Here is a 17,892-nt window from a genome sequence, read left to right as displayed (position 1 = left end):
TGATATTCAATTAAAAGGTTACATTGATTCCTAAATTATAAATCTTCATAATCGGATAAGACTGTTTCCGGTTCGGTTCGCCTTCCGGATCCATGAAGTCCAATTTGTCAAATGTCAACAAGTTATACCCAGTCAGCTTGATCGAAATCAAAGAAGCGCCGATAGCGTTTAATATCTTCTTGTTCGTAATGTTATAGCCTATAGTCGCATTCTTCAGTTTGATATATGAGGCGTCCTGCACCCAAGTAGTCGATGTTTGCTTATTACTGTTGTTGGACGACAAACGCGGATATTTGGCAGTGTTTGCCGTTTCCGGTGTCCAAGTACCGTCTGCTATAAACTGATAAAGCACTTGGCGCTTGTCAAACGGAGTCTGAAACGAATATGCCAGCTCCACATTAGCCTCTTTGGCAGCAGTCCAGTTCATGGAAGCAAAGAAACCTTTATATTCAATGCCATAATTAAAACCGAATGTGTAAAGCGGACGCTTAGGATTGCCGATTTTGCAGACATCATCCGAATTAATCACATGGTCTCCATTCAAATCTTTGTATTTCAAGTCTCCCGGACGCACCGTTTCTCCCGGTTGCGGTAATTCCGGCAACAGTTTTCCACTCGAGTCAAAATCATCTTCCGTATAGAAACGTTCCGTCACATAGCCGAAGATAGCATCTACTGACTGTCCGGTACGCCACATGTAAGGTTCGTTCGGCTCCACCTCATCCTGATAAACAATCTTATTCTTGGCATAAGACATGTTGGCGTCCAACCAATAACTGAAGTCTTTCACCTTGTCATTCCATTTCAAGCTGACTTCATATCCTTTATTGTCTACCTTACCCATATTAACCACCGGCAAAAGAGATTCATTCAGTGATGTATAAATCGGAATAGTACGGCGGTTGATAAGAATATCCTTACGCTTTTCTATAAAATAATCGAAGGTCAGACGCAGTTTATCACTGAAAAAATTCATATCGACTCCATAGTTCTGCTTCAAAGCAGTTTCCCATGTCACAAATCTATTGGCCAGACGCTTTTCTTCCGCTCCATTCGCAATCACCGTATTATACAAACCGAAATTATAACCATCCAAATAGTCTTTATAATCTTTATCCCTATCCAATTTATCTACCACATAAGAGTCTAAATACAAGAAACGATTATTCCGCATATTGTCATTACCCACCAAACCGACAGAGGCACGCAGTTTCATATAAGTCAGATAGTTATTCTTTTTCCAAAAAGGTTCTTCCGTGAGAACGTAGCCGATGGAACCTGCCGGAAAGGTACCGAAACGCTTGTCCGGCGCAAAATTTTCAGAACCGTTATAACCGATATTAAACTCGGCTAGATAACGGGAGCAGTAATCGTATGTCAGACGACCGACCAGACCGACATATGCGGTAGGAATTGACTCATAATCCTCCGGATAATACTTCTTGCTTTGATTATAAAGAGCAAGAGCGCCTACGTTGTGATTGCCGAACTTACGTTGATAACGCAGACTAGCCTCAAAATACCAGTCTCTCGAGCGACTAGTATCCCCTTGCTTATAAAGAAGTTCTCCGTCTCTACCGCTCGTTTTATAAACAATTTCTTTATTAAAATTGGGATCTTCAATTTTCAGTCCTGGGTCTTTCACTGACGAATAATAAAAAGGAATATAGCTTACTGTTTGAGTGGAGACGTCCTTTGTGTAAGAATAAGTGGTATTGTAAGAACCTTTGGCTTCCAACGTCAAGCCTTTTGTCACAAAATCCAAATTCTGTGTTAACACCATATCAAAATTCATGGTATTGCTCACCTGCCTTGAATAACCGGTGCCGTAGAAATTCTGAAACATTTCATACCCATTCATCAGCCCGGGAAACCGGGCAGGATCGGTCACGACTTTCTTTCCATCCACCAATCCCGGGGAAGAAAACGGAGCAGAGGTCGCCATCAGACTCCACCAAAAGTCTTCATGATTATTCGGTGCATTCTTAACACCGACAATTCCACCTATATTCAGTTTCAGAACTGTCGATTTGGACAGATTCATATCCAGATTGGCACGATAGTTATAACGAGAATATTTATAGTTACTGTTATAATCCAATTCTTTGAAATTCTTGAAGAAACCATCCTGATAAAGGAAACCTAATGACACAAAGTACTTCACATCTTTCGTTCCGCCGGAAATATTCAAGTTATGCTGTGTTTGTATGGAAAGCTTCTTGGTCAGATAATCATACCAATTGACATTCGGATACATAATCGGTTCATCCCCCAAACGGAACCGGTCCAAATCATAGGGCTGAAATATCAACTCTTTTTCAGAAACGCCATTGTTGCGGTCGAGCATATTTTTCATCACCGCATGCGTATAACTATCCGCAACATCCACGATGCGTGTCGGCGACTGCACACCCACTGAAGAGGTGACGGACACCTTCGCCTTGCCTTCCGTACCGCGTTTGGTTGTCACCAAGATAACGCCATTGGCACCCCGCACACCGAATACGGCTGTTGCCGAAGCATCTTTCAATACAGAGATAGATTCGATTTCGTTCGGGTCCATCTGAAAGAAACTGCGTTCCACACCATCTACTAATATAAGAGGTGTAGCACCGGCTTCTGTGAGAGAACCGACACCACGGACAAAAATCTTCGCGTCATCCGCTCCCGGTTCGCCGCTTGTCTGAACGGAAGAAATGCCAGGAATAGAACCTGCCAATGAGTTGGATATACTCGCATTCGGTGACTTCAGCAAAGCGTCTCCTTTAATTCCCGAAATAGCTCCCGTCAGAGTTTCTTTCTTCTGACTACCATAACCCACCACCACAACTTCCGACAGGGTCTGGACATCTTCCTGCATTTCGACATTCACAGATTTACGTCCTGCCACTTTCACTTCTGCCGAGTTAAATCCGAGATAAGAAATAACGAGCACCGCATTCTTGTCAGAAAGTTCAATTTCAAAGCGACCGTCTATATCGGTCAAAACTCCGCCTGCGGCATTTTTCACAGTAACCGTCGCACCAATAATCGGCTCACCTTTAGAGTCCTTTACCACGCCCGAAACTTTGAATCTCGCTTGAGACACAATGTTGGACCGTTCCACTGCATTGGAGTTCCTATCCGGATTCATATCTTCCGCTGCACTTAAACATACATTGGATAAACAGAGTCCCGCGAATAGTAATGTCCTGCAAGTACCATAATTCATTGTTCTGATTTTCATAATCAAACTTGACTTAGTTAACAATTTACTAATTCTATTCATTGCTTTTTATCTCATTTCTGATGTGGAATTTCTATCGGAACAAAGTTAAGGACTCTTAATAAGAGGGCGTCTCCATATCGTCTAAATCGATTGACATTAGCTTTAGAGCAATGTTGTTTTTATACAATTTGATTGAGATTTTATATAGCCACAAGCCGCAACAGCCCAATAAGAGCCGTTCCGGGCAGAAAAGAACATTCGTTCAGGCTATAAAATTCATTGATTTGACGACCGGATAAAGAATATTATCTTTCATAAAGCCATTTATTTATTCCTCTATAATAAAGACTTATTTTTATTGCAATAAAGATTTGTACGACACCCGGGTGTCAGACAAGTTGTAATTGCACCCGAAAAAGATTTGGTTATAAGGGAAGCAGCCATTCAACAGTATTCCCATTATACTAAAAATAAGAGTACCCACCCCCCCAAGTAGCGATTTCAGTACCGATTTCAGCTCTATTGGATAAATTCAACATAATAAGAGACAAAATTAATGCTCTCTATTTACAATCTAAACTCTATTGAACAACCTTATCACATGCATACGGTTAACATTCACTATTTTTACAAACAGAAAAAAATCAAGTAAAACGATAAATTTATAACATGAAAAAGTACAATCTATTTTTGTTCTTCACGGCCCTTCTGCTGGCATCGTGCCAGACTCCTCAAAAGGAAAACTACGAATGGTTAAAAAAGAGTTTGGATACAGCCTCCGCCCAATTAAAGATTACCGGGGAAAAGTTAAAAGGTACAGGCAAGTTTCCCCGAAGTATCCATCAGGTCTGCGACACTATGTTCATAAGCCGACAACTGGAACGCGACCCTTCCGTATTCAAGGATTCGATAGAGTCGGAATCTACCCCTGAACTGGCAGGACAAATCCTACTCTGCCCTGTATCCGACTGGACCAGCGGTTTCTTCCCCGGTTCATTATGGTATGCGTACGAACTGACCCGAAAAGACTCTTTAAAGAATCTCGCTATCTATTATACCAATCAACTCAATCCGGTACGCTACATAAAAGATACACATGACGTCGGTTTCATGGTGAATTGCAGCTATGGAAACGCATTGAGATTATCCCCCAATGATACGATAAAAGAGGTTATCAAAGAAACCGCCGATAACCTATGCGGACGTTTCAACGACACTATCGGTTGTATTCGTTCGTGGGACTTCGGAGAATGGAACTATCCTGTGATTATTGACAATATAATGAACCTGGATTTATTATTCAACGCCTATAACTTAACTTCCAACTACCGCTATAACGAGGTTGCAATCAAACATGCCAAAACGACCATGAGAAACCACTTCCGCCCTGATTATACTTGCTATCACGTAGTAAGCTATAACAACGACGGAACCGTAGACTACAAACGTACCCACCAAGGCAAACACGATGAATCTTCCTGGGCACGCGGACAAGCATGGGCAGTCTATGGTTATACATCTTGTTTCAGAGAAACCAAAGACTCCCTATTCCTGACTCATGCCGAGAATGTAGCCAACATGATTATCAGCCGGGTAAAAACCGAGGATTTGATTCCATTATGGGATTATGACGCCATACAAAGCCCGGAAACGCCCCGTGATGCGTCAGCAGCAGCAGTCACGGCATCGGCATTCATCGAGCTAAGCACCCTTACACAGAACAGCAAATATTTCGACTATGCAGAAACAATACTGAAAAACTTGTCAAGCGATACTTACCTCGCCCCGATAGGTGACAATCAAAATTTTATATTGATGCATTCGACAGGCTCTATCCCCAACGGTTTCGAAATAGACGCCCCGCTGAATTATGCCGATTATTATTATCTTGAAGCCCTGAAAAGATACATGGACGTGAAGAAAATCAAATACGCTGACCTATAAACGCTATTGAAATGAAAAAAATAACCTTATTTTTACTGTGTGCATGGTTACTGACAGGCTACACAATAGAAGTTAATGCCCAGACAAGTGTTAACGAAAAAATATTTTCATTGCTCAATCTGAATTACCCCGGACTGGAACAAGTGAAAGCACTCTATCAGGCACAGAAACAGGAAGAAGCAGCCCAAGCATTGCTCAGTTACTATCGGGAACGCAAGAACATCCACCATCCCGACATTAACTTGGAAAACATCCGTCTAAGCCCGCAGGATAAAAAAAGGGCCGATGATGCAATGCAGCACATCTTTTATGGACAGGAAGGTTACGAGCCGACCTTTTACGGGAAAGATATCAACTGGAAATACTGGCCGATAAAGGATAATGAGGTACGTTGGATGCTTCACAGGCATAAATGGTTTATCCCGATGGGGTATGCTTACAGGGCAAGTAAAGATGAAAAGTATGCCAAGGAATGGGCATTCCAATATATGGACTGGATTAAAAAAAATCCACTTCTGGAGATTCCCAAAGAAGAATATGAGATTCTGGACAACAGTACACTCCAGGACGAAGCCGAGAACAATCGTTTTGCATGGCGTCCGCTAGAGGTGAGCGACAGGTTACAGGCACAATTAATTCAATTCCTGTTGTTTCTGCCCGCCCAATCGTTTACTCCGGAATTCCTGACCGAATTTTTGTGGAACTACCACAGACATGCCTTATTTCTCTCTAAAAATTACTCCAAACAGGGCAATCATCTACTTTTCGAAGCGCAACGAATGTTGTATGCAGGCACTTTCTTCCCCGAATTCAAAGATGCCGCCCAATGGAGAAAAAGCGGAATAGATGTATTGAACCATGAAATCCAGATACAGGTATATCCGGACGGCGGACAATATGAACTGGATCCTCATTACCACCTGGCTACCATTAATATCTTTTATTATGCACTGAATATGGGAACAGTCAACGGCTTCCGAAATGAATTTCCACAAAGCTATATAGACACCATTGAGCGCATGATTATGTTCTACGCCAACATCTGTTTCCCCGATTACAGCAATCCCTGTTTCAGTGATGCTATCTTAACCGGAAAGCAGCCGACTATCAACTATTACAAAAAGTGGTCTGCTTTATTCCCGGACAATCAAGCCATCCGTTATTTTGCAACAGAAGGCAAAGAAGGGAAACGTCCTGATTATCTGTCTAAAGGATTCACAACCTCGGGTTTCTTTATATTCCGTAATTCATGGGGACAGGATGCTATCCAAATGGTAGTGAAAGCCGGTCCGAAAGGAGAATGGCACTGCCAACCGGACAACGGAACATTCGAACTCTGGTTCAACGGGAAGAACCTGTTCCCGGACTCCGGCTCTTATGTTTTTGCGGGCGATGAGGAAGTGATGAGATTGCGAAACTGGTTCAGAGCAACTGCCGTACATAACACGTTGACACTGGATAACCGGACCATAGAGGTCACCGAATCAGTAACCAAATTATGGCAGCCGGAAGGAAATACACAAATTCTGGTAACAGAAAATCCGGGTTATAAAGATTTGAAGCATCGTCGTTCTGTATTCTTTGTCGACAATTCATTCTTTGTCATTGTAGATGAGGCAATAGGAAAAGCCAAAGGCACAGTTAATTTGCATTATCAGTTCTGTGAAGGAGAAACAGCTTTGGACTCCCAAAAGATGTCTCTTACGACAGCTTTAGAAAATGAAAGCAATGTAAAACTACAATGCTTCAGCACTGACAAAATGAAAGTTGTTAAAGAGGAAGGCTGGTATTCAACAGGCTATCGCCAACGTAGCGAACGTCCTGCAATAGCGTTTAATATAGAGAAAAAAGATGATAAGCCGGTGCGTTATATCACTGTTATCTATCCTTTCAAAGACAAAAATAACAAAGACAAGTTCAACGCTCGTTTTAAAAATAAGAAATTCAATGAAAACGAATTGGAAATCGAAGTAAAGGTAAATGGGAAATCGAGAGTTTTAGGGTATAAGTTATAAATACAAGGGATTGATTAGTTTTCAATAGGCAGGGGAAGGGGGAATACTCCTTCCCTTTTGTATTTAAATACGCAGCGGAGGCAACGGAACAGCTCTCCTCCAGAAAAACAAAAAAGACCGGGCATATATCTATACACCCGGCCATTCTCCTCTTAATAATTCTCTCTCTTGGTTTTATCCTTCGTACGGTTCAAAATCTTCTTTGCCGACTCCACATAACGGACAAGTCCAATCATCTGGAATGTCTTCAAAGGCTGTTCCTGGTTCAATTCCGCTTTCCGGATCTCCTTGTTCGGGGTCGTAAATATATTCACAGACCGTGCAAATGTACTTTTTCATAACGTTCGTATTTTTAAATGGTTCTACATGATAAAACACACAAAGCAATCTATTTGTTCAATCTGTTATTCAAATATCAAACAATTCACAACTTCATAAAAAGTTTTAATTAAACAGTCAATCACAATTTTATATTGTACTTTTGTAACTCAAACTAAACGCATGTATCTGCATGAGTACAAATAAAAATGACATTTATCACATAGGACTTACCGATAATGAGGTCCTGCAAAGCAGGGAAAAGAATGGCGCCAACCTGCTGACACCCCCCAAGCGTCCCTCTCTGTGGAGGCTATATTTAGAGAAATTTGAAGACCCCGTTGTACGCGTACTGTTGGTAGCAGCCGTATTTTCGTTAATAATTTCTATCATCGAGAATGAATATGCCGAAACGATCGGAATTATAGCCGCTATCTTGCTCGCCACCGGAATTGGTTTTTTCTTCGAATATGATGCGAACAAGAAATTCGACTTACTGAATGCGGTCAATGAAGAGACTTTAGTTAAAGTCATCCGAAACGGTCGTGTACAGGAAATTCCGCGCAAAGATATCGTAGTCGGCGATATCGTTATTCTGGAAACCGGCGAAGAGATTCCTGCCGATGGAGAGCTGCTTGAAGCCATTTCTCTGCAAGTAAATGAATCGAATCTGACGGGAGAACCTGTTATCAACAAAACAACCGTAAAAGAGGACTTCGATGAAGAAGCGACATACGCCTCCAACCTGGTAATGCGAGGCACTACCGTAGTTGACGGTCACGGCACGATGCGCGTTCTCCAAGTAGGTGATGCGACTGAGATTGGAAAGGTGGCCCGTCAAAGTACCGAAGAGAGCCTCGAACCGACTCCGTTAAACATACAGCTGACCAGACTCGCCAACCTGATCGGAAAGATTGGTTTTACCGTTGCCGGTCTCGCTTTCCTTATTTTCTTTGTCAAAGACGTATTGTTCTACTTCGACTTCGGAGCATTGAACGGCTGGCATGAATGGTTACCGGTTTTTGAACGGACTCTCAAATATTTCATGATGGCTGTCACCTTAATAGTAGTAGCCGTTCCCGAAGGGCTACCAATGAGTGTCACACTCAGTCTGGCACTGAATATGCGCCGTATGCTTGCCACCAACAACCTCGTACGAAAGATGCACGCTTGCGAAACAATGGGAGCTATCACCGTGATATGTACGGACAAGACGGGTACACTGACGCAAAACCTGATGCAAGTGCACGAGCCCAACTTCTATGGTTTAAAGAACGGCAGCGAATTATCCGACGACGATATCAGCAAACTTATCACCGAAGGTATCAGCGCCAATTCTACTGCTTTTCTTGAAGAGACCGACACCGGTGAAAAGCCGAAAGGTGTGGGAAATCCCACCGAAGTAGCACTATTGCTATGGCTCAATAGTCAAGGAAGGAATTATCTGAAACTCCGCGAAAACGCACAGATCCTCGATCAGCTGACTTTCTCCACAGAACGGAAGTTTATGGCAACGCTTGTAGAGTCGGCCTTGCTGGGAAAGAAAATTCTCTATATAAAAGGTGCTCCTGAGATAGTGCTCGGAAAGTGCAAAAAAGTCATGTTGGACGGACAGCAGGTAGACGCTACCGAATATCGTCCGACAGTTGAAGCACAACTGCTGAACTACCAGAACATGGCCATGCGCACATTGGGATTCGCCTTCAAGATTGTAGGAGAGAATGAACCGGACGATTGCACGGCATTGGTATCGGCCAACGACCTAAACTTCTTAGGTATCGTAGCCATCTCCGACCCGATTCGTCCGGATGTGCCGACCGCAGTTGCCAAATGTCAGTCGGCAGGTATAGGAATCAAAATTGTGACCGGTGATACTCCGGGAACCGCTACGGAAATCGCACGTCAGATCGGTCTTTGGAATCCGGAAACGGATACGGAGCGGAATCGCATCACCGGAGTTGCTTTCTCCGAGTTGAGTGATGAGGAAGCATTGGACCGTGTGATGGATCTTAAAATCATGTCCCGTGCCCGTCCTACGGATAAACAACGTCTGGTGCAATTGCTCCAACAGAAAGGGGCGGTAGTAGCCGTAACCGGTGACGGAACCAACGACGCCCCGGCTTTGAATCATGCCCAAGTAGGTTTATCAATGGGTACAGGCACTTCCGTTGCCAAAGAGGCCAGCGACATTACCCTTCTCGATGATTCATTCAACAGTATCGGAACTGCCGTGATGTGGGGACGTTCACTGTATAAGAACATCCAGCGTTTCATCGTATTCCAGTTGACTATCAATTTTGTCGCGCTATTGATTGTCCTGCTCGGTTCGGTGATAGGCACGGAACTGCCGTTGACCGTAACACAGATGTTATGGGTAAATCTGATCATGGACACTTTTGCCGCTCTAGCTTTGGCTTCTATTCCACCAAGTGAAACCGTTATGCTTGAAAAGCCCCGCCGCAGCACTGACTTTATTATCAGTAAAGCGATGCGGTCTAATATAATAGGTGTAGGTTCTGTCTTCCTTATCATACTGCTCGGAATGATCTACTATTTCGACCACAGCACACAAGGTATGGATATACACAATCTCACCGTTTTCTTTACCTTCTTTGTCATGCTGCAATTCTGGAACCTGTTCAATGCCCGTGTATTCGGTACTACCGATTCGGCATTCAAAGGCCTTTCCAAATCGTATGGGATGGAGTTAATTGTATTGGCCATCCTAGTCGGACAGTTCCTGATCGTACAGTTCGGTGGAGCTGTATTCCGCACAGAACCGCTTGATTGGCAGACGTGGCTTCTTATTATAGGCGTTTCGTCCATGGTGTTATGGGTTGGAGAACTTATTCGCCTTGTTCAACGTATGATTCACAAAAAAGAAAGAAATGAAAAATAAAGGGATCAAAAACCTTCTTATTGATTTGGGCGGTGTACTTATCAATCTCGACCGCCAACGATGTATGGAGAACTTTAAGAAATTAGGGTTCACGGATGTAGAAGAACGTTTGAATATCCAACAGTTGAACGGTATCTTCATGCAACAGGAAAAAGGCTTGATTACTTCCGCAGAGTTTAGGAACGGGATGCGGGAAATGATCGGTAAAGCAGTCAGCGACAAACAAATCGACGAGGCTTGGAACAGTTTCCTGATAGACATCCCCACATACAAGCTTGACTTACTTTTGAAATTGCGTGAAAAATATGTAGTCTACCTGCTTAGCAATACGAATGAGATTCATTGGAAATGGGCTTGCGAGAATGCGTTCCCATACCGTACGTTCAAAGCAGAGGACTATTTTGAAAAAGCATACCTCTCATACGAGATGCACCTGGTAAAGCCGGAGCCCGAAATTTTTAAAGCAGTCATCGAAGATGCAGGTATCGAACCGCAGGAAACGTTTTTCATTGACGATTCTGAGATGAATTGCAAAGCAGCCCGAGAACTCGGAATCTCGACTTATACCCCCAAAGCCGGAGAAGACTGGAGCCACCTTTTTAAGAACAAGTAAATTCGTAGAGATGCAGATTATACGTGACATATCGACTCTTCGCCCGGAACCCTCCATAGCTACCATCGGCTTCTTCGATGGAGTGCATACGGGACATCGCTATCTGATCCGACAAGTGAAAGAGATAGCGGCCGCCAAAGGTTTACGTTCTGCATTAGTGACTTTTCCGGTACATCCCCGCAAGGTGATGAACGCCGATTATCGTCCTGAGTTACTGACTACTCCGGAAGAGAAAATAAGACTGCTGGATGACATCGGAGTAGATTATTGTCTCATGCTTAACTTTACTCCTGAGATTTCCCGGCTGACAGCCCGCGAGTTTATGGCTCAAGTGCTGAAAGAACGCTATCAGGTAAAATGCTTAGTCATCGGTTACGATCACCGTTTCGGTCACAACCGCAGTGAAGGTTTCGAGGATTACGTACGTTACGGTAAGGAAATAGGCATAGAAGTGATTCGTGCTCACGCCTATACCAATAATATAAAGACAGGAGAACATCAGAATACCCCGATCAGCTCCTCCCTGATCCGCAAACTTCTGCATGAAGGAGAGGTGGAACAGGCCGCTCTTTGTCTGGGATACGAATACTTTCTGGACGGAACAGTAGTAGGCGGTTATCAAGTAGGCCGGAAAATAGGTTTTCCTACCGCCAATTTAAGTGTAGACGATCCGGATAAACTGATTCCCGCAGACGGAGTTTATGCCGTATGGGTCACATTCGACGGACAAACCTATATGGGAATGCTGAACATCGGTGTCCGCCCGACTATTGACAACGGTCCTAACCGTACAATCGAGGTGAATATCCTTCACTTCCATTCTAACATATATGACAAGTTTATCCGGCTTACGTTTGTCAAACGGACACGCCCCGAACTGAAATTCGCCGACATTGACGAGCTGATAGTGCAATTGCATAAAGACGCCGAAGAGACGGAAACAATCCTTCTTGGCAAACAAGCAGAGCGGTCAAAATAACGACCGAACTAAATAACATATAACTGAGTAATAACTTTAAAAGCAGATTCGTATGCAAAAGACATTCATGAGTATCTCCCTGGTGGTAATAGCAATATCAATGCTGGCCATGTTTATATGCAGTTTCTTCACAACCCGATAAAGCATAAAATGGTATGAAAACGGCTATCAAATTAATATTAATAGACCTTGTCATCGCGCAGATCGCTGCCCCTATTCTGGTAATGATTCCCTATACCATCTATTTATTGGTCACTACCGGGAATCTGGATAAAGGTATACTGACGCAAGCGATTATGATTCCGGCACAATTGGCGGGACAAGTGATGATGGGTATCTATTTATGGAAAGCCGGTTATATCAGTATGCAAAAAACAACGTGGTCTCCCGTATCAGCAGGCTATCTGTCATGTAGCGCATTGGCCATTCTCACGGCCGGATTTGCTGTATCTGCATTGATGGGTCTGCTGGATTGGATCCCTAATATCATGGAACAGTCTTTCGATATTCTCCAATCCGGATGGGGAGGTATTCTCGCCATATCCATCATAGGTCCTGTACTCGAAGAGTTATTGTTTCGCGGAGCAATCACCAAAGCATTGTTACAGCAATACAGTCCGGCAAAAGCAATTCTCATTGCAGCATTCCTATTCGGTGTCTTTCATATCAATCCAGCCCAGATACTTCCGGCATTCTTAATCGGCATCCTGCTGGCATGGACATTCTACAAAACCGGCAGCTTAATCCCCTGCATACTTATGCATATACTGAATAATTCGTTGTCGGTATATCTCAGTATCAAGTTTCCGGAAGCTGAGAATATGGACGACCTGATAAACGGCAATTTATATATTTACGTTCTTGCAGGAGTCTGTCTCATATTCATAGCAACCATCCTATATATGCAGCGCATGACCTCTAATAAGTAGAGGTCATATCTTCCGGAACACAAATATAGAAATCCGCCCTTCCTTTATTCTCTTCATCCAATTGTCCGATACTCTCCTGGCGCACCGAACAAACGGTCTTTATCGTCGTTCCCGGACGATATTGAAGCAGATACGGAATGATTCCGCCTTGAAAGTCCGAATGGTAGTTTCCATTGAAATGAAGGAACTTGCTTTTCATATTACGGGCAATAAACCATCCCATCGTAGCGTCTTTGATGGCCTGCGCCTGTGCCAGATATTCCGCATTCCCCTTGCTTTTCCCCATCATGTGCATCAATGCGAAGGCTCCCTGTTCCTCTTCTTTATATGTGAACGATACCGGAAGAGGCGGCAAATAGCGTTTAGCCTCATCGGACAATGAGTCCAAATACTGCAATCCCCTGTCTTTCACCACGTTTGCATAGCGACGGGGAACATTGGTCGCAATGAACGGGATACGGTTCTCCTTAGCAAAGAACACAAACGGAGCATAATCCGTACTATAATTGTCCCACAAACGCGCTTCCGCTTCAAAACGGTCATAAGAGATCTGCCGATTCATATATTCATCCAGAATCAGTTGATTGTCGGCCTCCAGCATTTCCGCCCCCATCATCAGTTTATCCTTATGAATGGCATACAAAGAACGGGCAAGCTCGTACTCCAGCCAATGAGTAATGCAGCAATTATGAATCTCACCGATAAACACGACGTCCGGCTGCGCCAACGCAGCAACCAGTTCGTCATATCCAATCTCCTTGCCGTTCGCATCAAACAAGGTATACGCTTTCTTATAGCCTTTTTGGGCAAAGGCTGTCACTCCTACCAAACATAGGAGTAACAACACACATACTTTTTTAGAAAATAGTTTATTCATTGTATTTCTGATGTTTTCCAATATATAATAATACAAACTTGTCAGGGTTCACCAATTCCTTGAATGCTTTCCGAATATCCGTAGTGGAAATAGAAGACAGGCATTTTTCGTACTGTTCAAAGTCGTCTATCGTCTCTCCGTTCTTCAGCAAATTCACCAGATTGGTACGCCATTCCGCAGACGCCTCGTTTGAAAGGACTTTTTGTTTTGTCAGCAAGAACGATTTTTTCATTGCATCCAGTTCCTCTTCCGACACTTTATGAGTACGGAGTTCATGAATGATTTCTTTTATCAATCCTTCCACTTTTTTCGTATTGCCCCAATCAACGGAAGCGGACAAATCAAAATAAAACACCTGCTGCGGCAGTCCATTATAAAACAAAGAAGCATACGGAGAATAAACGATATTTTCCCGTTCGCGCAATATACTCAACACACGGTTCTGCAAAATATCACGCATCAGCTTCAGTGTAAGACTATTCCTCAAAGAGGGTTGGTAATTGCCACAGAATACATAATCGAATATAGTCTGCGTATCATTTTCATTCGGGAATGCTTCGACATACGTTTTTCCGGGCAACTTGAATGGTTTGTCAGAAAAGGACAATCCCGTCTCTACTTTTTCCATACGGGCAAAAGTACCGGTCAGCAACTTCTTAATGCTGTCCGTATCAAACTTACCGGTCACAACGAACACCGTTTGCGAGGGATTGGCATATAAAGAACGGTAATAGGCAGCAATCTTATCCAGATTAAGCGACTCTAAATCTTTCTTTGTCAACGCCGGGCGAGAAACTATATTCCCCATCAGCGAATCCAGACGATTCGTCAACGCACGGTCTGAAGCACGTTTCATCATCTGCTCAAGTACCGTTTCCTTTCCCAAACGTTCTATCTCGTCCTGCCGGATTTCATCGAAGTCTTTGTAACAAAGTTCCGGACGATAAATCTTCTCATACATCAGGTTAAACAATTCTTGCGCTTTGTCGGCAGGTGCCATTCCCATTATATCATGCCAGAAGTTACTGATGGCAAGGTTCATGGATATTTCTTCTTGTTGCATATAAGAAGACAGGGTATCATAAGGCACACATGCTATTCCTCCCATTTCCATATAGCCACCTGTTCCTTCGTAAAGCGGATAATCCTCATCCGACAAATCTCCAACGCCTCCCCTACCGAAAGCGGTCACAAAGAGAGACTGATTCTCATCATCCGTAGGACGGAGCAGAAAGCGCAGCCCGTTCTTCAAAAAGACTTCCGTCAAATTCATCTCCGGATATTTCTTCTCACTGACAATATCAGAAGCATCAAACATGTGGCTTTTGGTCAGACATACAGGTGCCGTTATCGTCTCTTCCTTCACCTCTTTGGGTACGTAGACAAACTCTTTCAACGGACTCCGGATTCCTTTTTCCCATGCACGTAGTATGTCTTCTTTCTGAATAGAGTTCTGTTTACCCGTATTATTGCGATAGGCAACCAGCAAAGCCTGCTCTTTGTAGGAAAGCCATTCCTGCAATAGTTTCTGCAAAGTAGCACTGTCAGTCGACCGGATCTTTTCAAGCAATTGGCGCATCTCCTTCTCCGATTGTATATAGCGGTCACCGGATATAACGTAATCTACAAAATCATCACACCACTTGCCGGACAGCTGTGCGGAACAGTCCACCTTCAATGTTCTGGAAAGTTCTTTGATAGCATCATCCAGCTCTTCCGGCGTAAAGCCGTTCTTCAAGATACATTCCAGCTCGTTAGACAAATCGGATACTTGCTGCAAAAGACCGGATTTATCCGTTCCGGAGAAAGTAAACACAAAATGATTCTTATCGGAAAGAAACCAGGCATCGGATACATTACTACGAATCTGCCGAGCTTGCAAACGGTTAGTAATAGCCCGTACCAACAAAGAGCCAAGCTCTTTATGGTAGATAGTTCCAACTGTATTTCCCACTACGCAAGGATGAGGGATAATCAACTCCAGTTCAGAACTGCGTTTGAGATCATCTCCTATCTCATGAAGAGCTATTCCTTTTTCATAAGTGAGAGGATAAACACGATACCCTTTCACCTTCTTACGGGGAATGGAAGCGAACATTTCTTTGATCTTCTTCTCTATGGAAACCGGATCTACATCCCCTACCACCACAACAGTGGCCATTTGTGGAGAGTACCATTGCTGATAAAACTCAATCAGTGTTTTACGGTCAATGCTACGGATATCCTCCGAACTGCCCAACGGCATACGGTCGGTAAAACGGTTTTGACCGATCTTCAAGCTATAAAAGTCATCTCCTATGTCATAGCCGCGCAACTCTTCCAAAATCACTCCGCGTTCTTTCTTCGTCCGTTCTTCCTCAAAGGAGAGTCCGTCCAACCAATCTTTCAGTATCAACAGAACTTTATCACTTACGGCAGAATCAGTCTTATCCATCGGCACTGTCAGCATGAAAATAGTACGGTCATAGCCGGTTACAGCATTGATATCCCGCCCAAACTTCATTCCTAGACTTTCCAAATAGTCCACCATGCCGCGTCCGGGAAAGTGTTTGCTACCGGCAAAAGACATGTGTTCCAAAAAATGGGCAGCTCCCTTTTGCTTATCCGTCTCCTGTGCTGAGCCGAGCCGCATCACCAGACGAAACTCCGTCGTATGAGCCGGTGTCCCGTTCGGGAGAATCAGATAATGCAAACCATTCGGTAATACACCTTCAACGGTGTTGGGAGGTAAACCGATCTTCTTCTCTGAAACGGATTGTTGCGCAAGCATATCTACAGATATTACTCCTAAAAGAAATGCTAAGACTAGAATAGCTTTTGTTTTAATTTGTTGTAGCATAAATTAATTATAAGTCTGTTATTTATTTAAGGTATAAGTTACATAGATTTGGGTGTAACCACCTGAATTATAATGATCCCATGAAAATTGGAAAGTAAATGTATCCTCGTTAAAAGAGCCTTTCGGTTCAATAAAATCGGAAGGTTCATTTTCCCATCCATCTTCATCAATAGTTGATATAACCAAGTAAATACGAGGTTCTAATGTAGTACCCATTTCAATTAAATCAGATACATTGTACTCTGTATATATTGGATTTCCACTATCCCCTTCTCCATCCGGGACAGCTACTTTCTCACCATTATCAGCTTTTTGTTTCCAACGGTTCCATGCCGTAAAAGAATACTTAAAAGGAACTGAAGTTATCGATTCATCATAGTTATTTAACACTGTTCCCAAAAATGAAATAGAGCGTTCTTCCAATAATAATTCCAAATTATCAAGTGTCACCTCAAACTCTTCTTTATCACGATCAAACTCAATAGCAGTCAACATACATTGATTCCATTCATTAATAGCCCAACTTTCCTCCTCTATTGTTTCTTTTTGTAATATTTCCCATAAGAATGAGGTCAGTCCCATCGGATTATCAATCATCTTCAATATCGGTCGTTCAGCAGTAGCATTATCACTTAACGTAATCACACTCTTACCTTCAAAAGAACGGGTTTCTTCATCATAGAATGTTCCAATATCGCCTTCCGGATAACGTATTTCCACATTACATTTCAGCACTCCAATAAACTGATTCAAGTCTAAACCATATTTTTCTTTATACCCTTTAATAAGTTCAAGTTGCTCTTCAGTCAAAGTAGGTGATTCCACACTTGGCTTCACAATCAGTTTTAAATCTCTCCAAGCTTGCATACGAGGATCAGTATAATCCTTTACCTTCAAAGTCATTGACCGTTGAGCTTTTATTAATCCTTTATGATTGGAAGCTATCTTAAAGCTCGCTTTTTTTTCGCCAGCCTTAATCAGCACACTCCCATCGTTCTCCATATTCAAAACTCCATCCTCATTGCCCGACAATTCAAAATGAATTGTAGCGTCCGTTTCTACAGCAGTAGCCAAAAGCACATCTACAGTAACAGGACGATCATCATTTTCCGCTATGGCAGGGTCATCCGCCGTACTGATCTGTATATAATTACTTCCTTTGTAAGTATAATCAATATCGTTACTACAACTTGTCACTAATCCCAACAAGAAAAGGACGTATAAACACAGATAATAATAGTTATATCTCATAATCTTCCTTTTTTATTGAA

The 17,892-nt window shown here is 42.9% G+C and carries 11 protein-coding genes; 6 read left to right on the top strand and 5 right to left on the bottom strand.

From position 1 onward, the window contains the following. Window positions 1-10 precede the first annotated feature (10 nt). Window positions 11-3,226 (bottom strand): SusC/RagA family TonB-linked outer membrane protein, encoded by a 3,216-nt coding sequence (locus BACFIN_RS04095; protein WP_007756753.1) that lies wholly within the window; start codon window positions 3,224-3,226, stop codon window positions 11-13. Between the two features lie 642 nt (window positions 3,227-3,868). Between BACFIN_RS04095 and BACFIN_RS04100 the strand changes: the two genes are divergently transcribed. Then, complete coding sequence (locus BACFIN_RS04100; RefSeq protein WP_032839858.1) at window positions 3,869-5,152, top strand: DUF4995 domain-containing protein; 1,284 nt, start codon at window positions 3,869-3,871, stop codon at window positions 5,150-5,152. Between the two features lie 11 nt (window positions 5,153-5,163). Beyond that, the gene (gene hepC / locus BACFIN_RS04105) at window positions 5,164-7,167 is read left to right on the top strand and encodes a heparin-sulfate lyase HepC (protein ID WP_007756749.1); all 2,004 of its coding nucleotides are present in this window, start codon (window positions 5,164-5,166) and stop codon (window positions 7,165-7,167) included. A 174-nt stretch (window positions 7,168-7,341) separates the two neighbouring features. Here the strand turns inward: hepC and rd are convergent, their stop codons facing one another. Then, window positions 7,342-7,506 carry a rubredoxin gene (gene rd / locus BACFIN_RS04110; RefSeq protein WP_004306971.1) on the bottom strand — a complete coding sequence of 55 codons (165 nt, stop codon included), beginning with the start codon at window positions 7,504-7,506 and terminating at the stop codon, window positions 7,342-7,344. A gap of 172 nt (window positions 7,507-7,678) precedes the next feature. Here rd and BACFIN_RS04115 point away from each other — a divergent pair, with 172 nt between their 5' ends. From BACFIN_RS04115 to BACFIN_RS04130, 4 genes are all read left to right on the top strand, one after another. Then, window positions 7,679-10,384: a calcium-translocating P-type ATPase, PMCA-type gene (locus tag BACFIN_RS04115; RefSeq protein ID WP_007756746.1), complete on the top strand. Its 2,706-nt coding sequence runs from the start codon at window positions 7,679-7,681 to the stop codon at window positions 10,382-10,384. After that, window positions 10,374-10,997, top strand: a complete 624-nt coding sequence (locus BACFIN_RS04120) for an HAD family hydrolase (protein WP_007756744.1) — start codon at window positions 10,374-10,376, stop codon at window positions 10,995-10,997. Before BACFIN_RS04115 ends, BACFIN_RS04120 begins: the two co-directional genes overlap by 11 nt. 10 nt (window positions 10,998-11,007) lie before the next feature. Next, complete coding sequence (locus tag BACFIN_RS04125; protein WP_007756743.1) at window positions 11,008-11,976, top strand: bifunctional riboflavin kinase/FAD synthetase; 969 nt, start codon at window positions 11,008-11,010, stop codon at window positions 11,974-11,976. A 155-nt stretch (window positions 11,977-12,131) separates the two neighbouring features. Then, window positions 12,132-12,905 carry a CPBP family intramembrane glutamic endopeptidase gene (locus BACFIN_RS04130; protein WP_007756742.1) on the top strand — a complete coding sequence of 258 codons (774 nt, stop codon included), beginning with the start codon at window positions 12,132-12,134 and terminating at the stop codon, window positions 12,903-12,905. Here the strand turns inward: BACFIN_RS04130 and BACFIN_RS04135 are convergent. The 3 genes from BACFIN_RS04135 to BACFIN_RS04145 form a co-directional block, all read right to left on the bottom strand. Beyond that, window positions 12,895-13,782, bottom strand: coding sequence for a ChaN family lipoprotein (locus tag BACFIN_RS04135; protein WP_007756741.1), 888 nt, complete (start codon window positions 13,780-13,782; stop codon window positions 12,895-12,897). The two genes, BACFIN_RS04130 and BACFIN_RS04135, sit on opposite strands and share 11 nt — an antisense overlap. After that, window positions 13,775-16,552: a M16 family metallopeptidase gene (locus tag BACFIN_RS04140; RefSeq protein WP_232281665.1), complete on the bottom strand. Its 2,778-nt coding sequence runs from the start codon at window positions 16,550-16,552 to the stop codon at window positions 13,775-13,777. The genes BACFIN_RS04135 and BACFIN_RS04140 overlap by 8 nt, the downstream gene beginning before the upstream one ends. An 87-nt stretch (window positions 16,553-16,639) precedes the next feature. Next, window positions 16,640-17,872 (bottom strand): DUF4929 family protein, encoded by a 1,233-nt coding sequence (locus BACFIN_RS04145; RefSeq protein ID WP_007756739.1) that lies wholly within the window; start codon window positions 17,870-17,872, stop codon window positions 16,640-16,642. Between the last annotated feature and the right edge of the window lie 20 nt (window positions 17,873-17,892).

This window comes from Bacteroides finegoldii DSM 17565, assembly GCF_000156195.1.
In the GTDB taxonomy this organism is placed as follows: Bacteria; Bacteroidota; Bacteroidia; order Bacteroidales; family Bacteroidaceae; genus Bacteroides; species Bacteroides finegoldii.
Note: the sequence above shows the minus strand (reverse complement) of the source record. Positions and strands in the feature narration are given on the sequence as shown.